This is a genomic window from Neisseria sp. HMSC061B04, from assembly GCF_001836705.1.
Taxonomy (GTDB): Bacteria; Pseudomonadota; Gammaproteobacteria; order Burkholderiales; family Neisseriaceae; genus Neisseria.
The window spans coordinates 143,388-151,082 of record NZ_KV830232.1 but is presented as its reverse complement, the minus strand read 5'-3'; the positions used below and the strand labels follow the sequence as shown (position 1 = coordinate 151,082).

6 protein-coding genes are annotated in these 7,695 nt (G+C 50.7%); all 6 read right to left on the bottom strand.

Annotation, left to right across the window (positions count from 1 at the left end):
• The coding region (locus HMPREF2661_RS10790; RefSeq protein ID WP_283140446.1) for an ESPR-type extended signal peptide-containing protein at nt 1–1,802 on the bottom strand (1,802 nt) is incomplete at its 3' end.
• Nucleotides 1,803–2,565: 763 nt separating this feature from the next.
• Nucleotides 2,566–2,694, bottom strand: coding sequence for a hypothetical protein (locus tag HMPREF2661_RS11815; RefSeq protein ID WP_283123637.1), 129 nt, complete (start codon nt 2,692–2,694; stop codon nt 2,566–2,568).
• A 154-nt stretch (nt 2,695–2,848) separates the two neighbouring features.
• Nucleotides 2,849–4,429 (bottom strand): bifunctional phosphoribosylaminoimidazolecarboxamide formyltransferase/IMP cyclohydrolase, encoded by a 1,581-nt coding sequence (gene purH, locus HMPREF2661_RS10785; RefSeq protein WP_070823772.1) that lies wholly within the window; start codon nt 4,427–4,429, stop codon nt 2,849–2,851.
• 163 nt (nt 4,430–4,592) lie between these two features.
• Nucleotides 4,593–5,762, bottom strand: coding sequence for a chloride channel protein (locus HMPREF2661_RS10780; protein WP_070823774.1), 1,170 nt, complete (start codon nt 5,760–5,762; stop codon nt 4,593–4,595).
• 108 nt (nt 5,763–5,870) lie between these two features.
• A complete protein-coding gene (locus tag HMPREF2661_RS10775) occupies nt 5,871–6,689 on the bottom strand; it encodes a hypothetical protein (RefSeq protein ID WP_070823771.1) in 819 nt (272 codons plus the stop codon).
• A gap of 63 nt (nt 6,690–6,752) precedes the next feature.
• Nucleotides 6,753–7,628: a DMT family transporter gene (locus tag HMPREF2661_RS10770; protein WP_049321998.1), complete on the bottom strand. Its 876-nt coding sequence runs from the start codon at nt 7,626–7,628 to the stop codon at nt 6,753–6,755.
• Nucleotides 7,629–7,695: the final 67 nt, after the last annotated feature.

Genomic DNA, 7,695 nt, shown 5'->3' with positions numbered 1-7,695 from the left:
GCACCAGTATCGCCTTTAGGACCAGTTGCACCGGAAGCACCAGTAGAACCACCACCGATTACGCTCAGGGTGTATTCGTTAGTGCCGTTTGAAGTCATCTTCAGGCCGTCACCAGCGATCAGTTTCAGGGTGTTATTGGCATTTGATTTAGGATCGTATTTGTATGTACCTACAGATGGTGAGCTACCGCTGCCATCGTGACCTTGGAATACAAACGGATTCAGGTTTTCGATGCGATTTGCAACAGCGTACAATTGAGAGCCGTTGATTGCATCGGTAGAGGTTGCAGAAATACGACCTGCGGCAACGTTTTGGATTTGACGTTCGTTACCTGCAGAACCTACAGACAATACTGCGCCGTTACCCAAGCCGCTGGTTGCGCCTGCGAAACCACCGTAAGTGTAGTTGCCAACAGTAGCACTGCTAGTAGGTACGAATGCGTTGGTTGTAGAACCGTTACCCAGGGCTACGCTGTTTTCGATAGTAGATTTAGCTTCTGTACCCAAAGCCAGAGTGTTTTTGGCTGTTGCTTGAGCACCGTTACCCAGAGCAGTTGCATATTCACCACCATTGGCTTGAGCACCACGGCCCAATGCGATGGCTTGTTGTGAAGTGGCTTGGCTTTGTACGCCCAAAGCTACTGAGTATTTACCTGTTGCTTGAGCAGCAGGACCGAATGCAGAAGCAGAAATACCGTCGGCTACAGAACCGCGACCGATTGCTACAGCAGAACCTTGTTTAGCTTTAGCGTCGCCACCCAATGCTACTGCGCCGTTTGCCAGGGCTTGAGAACGTTGACCGATAGCAGTTGCCACGATACCGGTTGCTTGAGCATTAGTACCGATTGCCATAGCTGAACCGGCATTATTAGCACCCACAACACCATCACCATCAGCACCAGTAGAGGTACCATCAGCTTTTGCTTCAAAACCTACAGCAACGTCAGCAGCTTGGTTAGCAACTGCGGCATTACCATGAGCGACAGAGTTATTACCCAATGCTTGAGCTGTAAAACCTGTTGCGAGAGATTGCTCGCCAGTTGCTTTAGAACCAGCACCTGTTGCAATAGCTCGAGTACCGGTAGCAGTAGCACGCAAACCAACAGCAATCGCATTGGTAGCGCCTGCAGTCGTATTTTTACCAACAGCTACAGCATTATCACCAGCTGCTGCAGACTGATAACCAGCAGCAACTGCAGAAGAACCAGAAGCATTAGATTCTTTACCTACAGCAATAGTAGCCTGACCAGATGCTTTTGATTGAGAACCAAAAGCAAGAGACTCACCACCGGTAGCTTGAGCTTGCTTACCAATAGCTACATCCATATCTTTGCTAGATGTTGCCTCTCTACCAATCGCAACAGAGTCAATGGACTGATTAGTTGCACTAAAACCAATTGCAACACCATTTTCTTTAGTTGCATTTGCACCTTTACCAATAGCTACTGCTTTATCGCCAGTACCAGTTGCATTAGTACCAATAGCAATTGCGTCATGAGAGACTACATTGTTACCTTCGTTTCTATAAGTATTTGCATCAGTACCAATATTGATATTGTTGAAACCTAGCTCTATTGTCTTCCGATTTTTATCATTAGACTTAATAGTAATTGTACTGTTATCCACATCCACACCTGCCTGAGCAGCACCAGAAGCCATCAAGGCACCTGCAGCAACCACTACAGCAGCTACGGCTTTACGCTTGTCAGAAGCGGATTTTTTGCCGTGTGCATGGCTGATCTCGGAAACCGCGGTCCATGTCTGGGTCGCGTGGTTCCAAATGACTTTAAAGACTTTATTCATATCGATTTTCCTGTAAGGGGTTTGATTTCTTTTGGGACGTTTGCTCGGCCATAAACCGCTTGCCCATACATATGCCGCACTTCAGAGTCTCCCCTTTATGCGGTTTTACGTCGTAATCTCTTGTATGCAATTCCCGTGCCAAAAGTCTCCACTCGGCCGAATGGCAGCTAAACTCCTGTTTTAAGGGATTTTATGCTGATACATTTTGGGAAGCTTGTGAAGTTTGGGAAACGATGTGCCGTTTTTTGTCAGCTTGTTTCTTAACAAGTCACTTTTTGTCAGCTTCTTTCAATGCATTCGGAATCCTTGTCCAAATTTTATATGCGTTTGGTTTTACAAATCAACTCTTCCGATAAAGTGTTATTTTTTCGCCCTCAACGGTCATGCTGGTTAGATTTACTTGTTGCTTTTTTTAAACGCTTTTTCTAGCTATATGATTTTTATTGAAATTTTAAACAATAATGATTATTAAATAATATGTTAACAGGATAGTTATTTTAGTGATAGATTTAGATGTCAGCTTTTATTTAGAGAATTAATGAGATTTGTATCGAGGATCGGTTTGAAACGTGTGATGGGTTTATATCGCCTGTTTTCAGACGGCCTTTGACGTTTTCTAACATAGCAAACAGCGGGCAAATGACACGAATTTATGCGCTATTGAGCCGATGGACAGCGTTAAAAAGGCAAGTGTAAAACTTGCCTTTACGTTTGGGATCGGTCTGTTTTTATGGTGTAACACCATGCCGTATTTCAGACGGCCTTACCAACGGAATGTTTGGGTTACGCCTGCAGATGCGCCGTTGTTGCCGGCATAGCCGTAGCCGCCGGTATGGCTGGAGGCGCAGGCGGTGAGTGTGGTGAGGGTCAGGATGAGGAGGATGTGTTTCATGTTTTTTCTCTGAGTGGGTTGGTTTTAGACTTGGGACGTTTTGTTGCCGTATGAATCGGAATGGATATGGCTTTGTTACTTTGTCTTGATTTAATGTATTGAAAAAGGCCGTCTGAAATCGGTTTTCAGACGGCCTTTATTTTATATCAGCTTATTAGTGGCGGAAATGGCGAATACCCGTTACCACCATCGCAATACCGTGTTCGTCCGCTGCGTCAAAGACTTCTTGGTCGCGCATGGAGCCTGCGGGGTGGATGATGGCTTTGATGCCCTGCTCGGCAATGACATCTACGCCGTCGCGGAATGGGAAGAAGGCATCGGAAGCGGCACAGGCGCCGTTTAAGTCTAAGCCTGCGTCCTGCGCTTTACGGGCGGCGATGCGGGTGCTGTCCACACGGCTCATTTGGCCTGCGCCGATGCCGTAGGTTTGACCGCCTTTGCCGAAGACGATGGCGTTGGATTTGACGTATTTGGCGACGTTCCATACGAACATCAGGTCGTTCCATTCTTGCTCGGTCGGTTGGCGTTTGGAGACGACTTTCAAATCGGCGCGATTGAGGCGGTGGATATCGGGGGTTTGTACCAATAGTCCGCCGCCGACGCGTTTGAGTTCAAAGCGGTTGGCACCTGCTTCGAGCGGCACTTCCAATACGCGCACGTTTTTCTTGGCGGCGGCGATTTCGAGGGCTTCGGCGGTAAACTTCGGCGCCATGAGGACTTCCATAAATTGGTTGTCGGTAATTTGTTTGACGGTTTCGCCGTCCACTTCGCGGTTGAAGGCAATGATGCCGCCGAATGCGCTGGTGGTGTCGGTCGCGTAGGCGAGTTTGTAGGCATCCAAGGTATTGGAGGCGATGGCTACGCCGCACGGATTGGCGTGTTTCACGATCACGCAGGCCGGCGCGTCAAAGGATTTGACGGCTTCCCATGCGGCATCGGCATCGGCGATGTTGTTGTAGGACAATTCTTTGCCTTGCAGCTGTTTGTAGGCGGAAAGGCTGCCTGCGGCGGGGTAAATATCGCGGTAGAACGCGGCGCGTTGGTGCGGATTTTCGCCGTAGCGCATGTCTTGCACTTTAATCCAGCTTTGGTTGAACTGGCTTGGAAATTCGCCGATTTGTGGCTGGCCGCTCAAGACGTCGTCTGAAAGCGAGGTCAGGTAGTTGGAAATCATGCCGTCGTATTGGGCGGTATGGCTGAATGCTTTGCGTGAAAGATTGAAACGGGTTTTGTCGCTCAAGGCGCCGTTGTTGGCTTCGAGTTCGGCAGCGATGGCCGGGAAATCGGCTGTGTCGGTAACGATGGCGACGTGTTTCCAGTTTTTCGCGGCAGAGCGCACCATGGTCGGGCCGCCGATGTCGATGTTTTCAATCGCGTCTTCCAGTGTGCAGTTTGGCTTGGCGATGGTGGCGGCGAAGGGATAAAGATTGACGCACACTAAATCGATATTGCCGATGCCGTGCTCTTCCATCTTAGCGACGTGTTCGTCCAAATCGCGACGGCCGAGGATGCCGCCGTGGATTTTTGGATGCAGGGTTTTCACGCGGCCGTCGAGCATTTCGGGAAAACCGGTGTAGTCGGCGACTTCGATAACGGGAACACCTGCATCAGCCAAGAGCTTTGCTGTACCGCCGGTAGAGAGGATTTCTACACCGAGCTTGGTCAGGGTTTGGGCAAATTCGACTGCGCCTGTCTTGTCGGATAGGCTGATCAGGGCGCGTTTGATGGAAGACATTTGGATTTCCTTTGTTGAAGGTTTAATCAGTATGGGATGAATTTTCAGGGCGGTATTATCCCCCAGTTTCGCATTTTTGGCAGTAGGTTTTTGCAAATATTGTTAACAATTTTATTGCAAAAGGCCGTCTGAAACTCGGTTTCAGACGGCCTTTTGCTTTTACCTATTTAAATCCCATTTTCTTTGCTACCCATACTGCACCTGCCATGCCTGTACATAATGGCATGAGTAAGGCAACGGGGGCGTAGGTTAGCTCCAAAATAAAGGCTATGGCCGTCAGGGGCATTTTGAGGGAAACGCCGAGGAAAACGGCGGCGCCGACAACGGCCGCGCTTTCGGACGACATGGCAGGAAAGAAAGTATTCCACGCGGCTGCGGCGGAAAAGGCGATGGTACTGCCGAGCATCATGGACGGGGTAATCAGGCCGCCGTATGCTCCTGCCGCCAGCGCCATCAAGACGACCAGCCATTTGACGGCGGTCAGCTCAAGGCTGTGTTGCCAGTCGGTCATGCCGCCAAAGGTCAATTGGTTGCCTGCTTTGCCGTTGCCCAAAATTTCGGGAAACCAAACGGCAATCGCGCCGATGAGTGCAAACATGCAGACGGCCAAGGGAATGATTTTGATGTTGTCGCGCTTGATGAAGGGGAATTTTTGGGCGGTGCGCTGGAAAAAGACGGCGGTTGCGCCCAGTATCGGGCCGATGATGGCGGAAAACCAAAGTAATGAGGTGTTGATGGAAAGGTTGGCCGGATGATATTGCTGCACGTCGCCCAAGCCGATGCGCGCGACAGCGGTGGCGATGACGGAAGTCAGCAATGCGGCGGCGACGGCTTGCTGCGTCCATACGCCCAGCATGGCTTCGAGGATGAAAAGTGTGGAGGCGAGCGGCACGTTATACACGGCTGCCAAACCTGCACCCGAGGCGCAAGCAATGACCAGCCTTGCGTCGTCTTCGCTCAATCCGAAACGGCTGACACCGACCGAGGCGAAAGCGGCTGTCATTTCGCGCGGCGCAACTTCGCGGCCGAGCGGCGAGCCCAGCCCGACAGTAATGATTTGCAACAGGGCATGGCTGACGGTTTCCAAAAACGGAAAACCGGCGAGCGGATTTTTAACCACGGCTTTGATACCCGGTTGCGGCCTGCCGTAGCGTTTGAGCAACCACCACCCCAAGCCGACCACCACGCCGCAACAGGCCACGACCACGATACGCCGCGCAGGACTTGCCTGCGCTACGCCCTCTCGGAATGAAACGTATAGGCCGTCTGAACCATAACCATAGGCAAGATGTTGAATTGTATGCATGATTTCGGTTAATACAATGCCGACCATGCCGCCGATGATGCCGGTAATGATGAGGGCGGCCCAGAGTTTATGAGTGTCTTTCACGGGTTTTGACTTGAGGTAGTAATGGTTTGATCAAAGCGTTTTTCGGGGGAACTATTGTCCGCCTAAGGGATAGTTTTTGGGGGCGACGTGGGTTTTGCCGTTATAAGGGAAAATATATTTCTGATTTTTATAATTTTTCTTTCCTGATACGCCGCTGAGTTTTGCAGTCAACGCCCACACGCCGGATACGGCAGGACGGCTTTTGTCAAAAGCAATTTTGGCTTCCAGGCTGGTATATCTGTCTTTGCAGTCTCGTTTTTCACGCCCTTTCAATTCATCGCAATCGCCAAAATATGCGCCGTTATCGTTACCGCTGATAATAAAGCTTTTACGGATGCGATTACTATCATCGGTAAACAGGAAGTTTTGCGAAGTCGTCGTGTCGCCTTGGCCTGTATAACTTGACTCGACAGTGTAGCCCCAGTTTTGCGCGCCCACCTGAACAAACTTCCACGCCTTATTCTCCGGCACATCCCCCCATGCGCCGATTTCATCTCTTCCGTGCTGTTTGATTGCCCACTTGCCGTCTGTTTTTTCCAAAACAAACAATTCTGCCAGGCCGGGAGAAGCATGGGCGTCCTGTTTTATTTTTTGTTCCATATCGTAGGCAAAACCTGTGTACAGCACATAGCGCGCGGCTTTGCCGTTGCGCGTTACGGTATGGTCGGCAACAGGTTTCATGCAATACATGATGTTGTTAGATGGTGCCTGTCCGTCTTTCGGCGGCTCGGTAAGCTGGCATTTGTGCGCGGCAAGCGGTCGGTTGTAATGCTTGGCAATGACGGCCTGTACGGCGGCTTTGTCGTTATCGGGTGCAGCCGACGCCAAAACGGGGCAGGCAAGCAAAAGCAGGGAGATAATGCGTTTCATAGAAATTTTCCCAAAATGTTTGATTGAAAAAGTACGGCTATTTCAGGCCGTCTGAAACTGTTTTCAGACGGCCTTTTTGTGTTTGCTGCCGATACGCGCCAACACTCCGGCGACAAAAGTGGACGAAATGACGACGGTAATGCCCAGCGCGGCCATGCTGCTTAAATGTTCGCCCAAAATCAACACCGCCATGATAACGCCGATGACAGGCTCGAGCGAAATCAGCAGGCCGGAGACGTTGGCAGGGACTTTGTTCATGCCTTTGTTCCACAACAGATAGGCGAGCCAGCTGCAGCCAATCCCCATATACAACACCGACAGCGTACCGCCCCACGACCAGTTGATTTGATAGCTGTCTGCCAACACCAGCGAAAACGGCAGGCACAACAGCGCCGCCGCCGCCATGGAAGCCGCGGTAAATGCAGGCGCACCGATACGGGCAATCATTTTTTGGCTCGGACGTATCACGCCGGCGAAACCGAATCCTGCGAGCAAAATCAGCAAACAGCCGAACCAGTCAATCGTACCTCCCTCTTCCGCGCCGCCCAATACCATCATGCCTACGCCGGCAAACGCCGCCGCACAGCAAATCCAGTGGTACAGTTTGGCTTTGTCGTTGAAGAAGAAATGGCCGACAAAGACCACCAGCAAAGGCTCCAGCCCGACCATGGTAATCGCGCTGGCGGCAGATGTGTATTTCAAACCGATAAACTGGAGCATCAAAACGACAACGTAGTTGACAAAGGAAATCCACAACAAGGGCTTCCACTCGCTCCGCGGAATCCTGCCCAAATAACGGCGGCACGACGGCAACACCATCAATGCGGCAATCAACAACCGCGCCTCGACCATCAGCGCCGGGTCGATCATCTCGTAAGAATACTTGGCAGCGATAAAAGAGCTGCCCCAAATCAGCAGGGCAAGTATTTGATAGAACATGGTCCGACCTTTTAAAAAGGGTTAATCGTTTCTTCTCTATATTTATTATTCAGACGGCCTGGAGGGT

Excerpts from the sequence above, each read along its gene's own strand:
- HMPREF2661_RS11815 (WP_283123637.1), bottom strand. The coding sequence starts at position 2,694 with ATGAAACACATCCTCCTCATCCTGACCCTCACCACACTCACCGCCTGC.
- HMPREF2661_RS10775 (WP_070823771.1), bottom strand. The coding sequence starts at position 6,689 with ATGAAACGCATTATCTCCCTGCTTTTGCTTGCCTGCCCCGTTTTGGCG.
- HMPREF2661_RS10770 (WP_049321998.1), bottom strand. The coding sequence starts at position 7,628 with ATGTTCTATCAAATACTTGCCCTGCTGATTTGGGGCAGCTCTTTTATC.
- HMPREF2661_RS10780 (WP_070823774.1), bottom strand. The coding sequence starts at position 5,762 with ATGGTCGGCATTGTATTAACCGAAATCATGCATACAATTCAACATCTT.
- purH (WP_070823772.1), bottom strand. The coding sequence starts at position 4,429 with ATGTCTTCCATCAAACGCGCCCTGATCAGCCTATCCGACAAGACAGGC.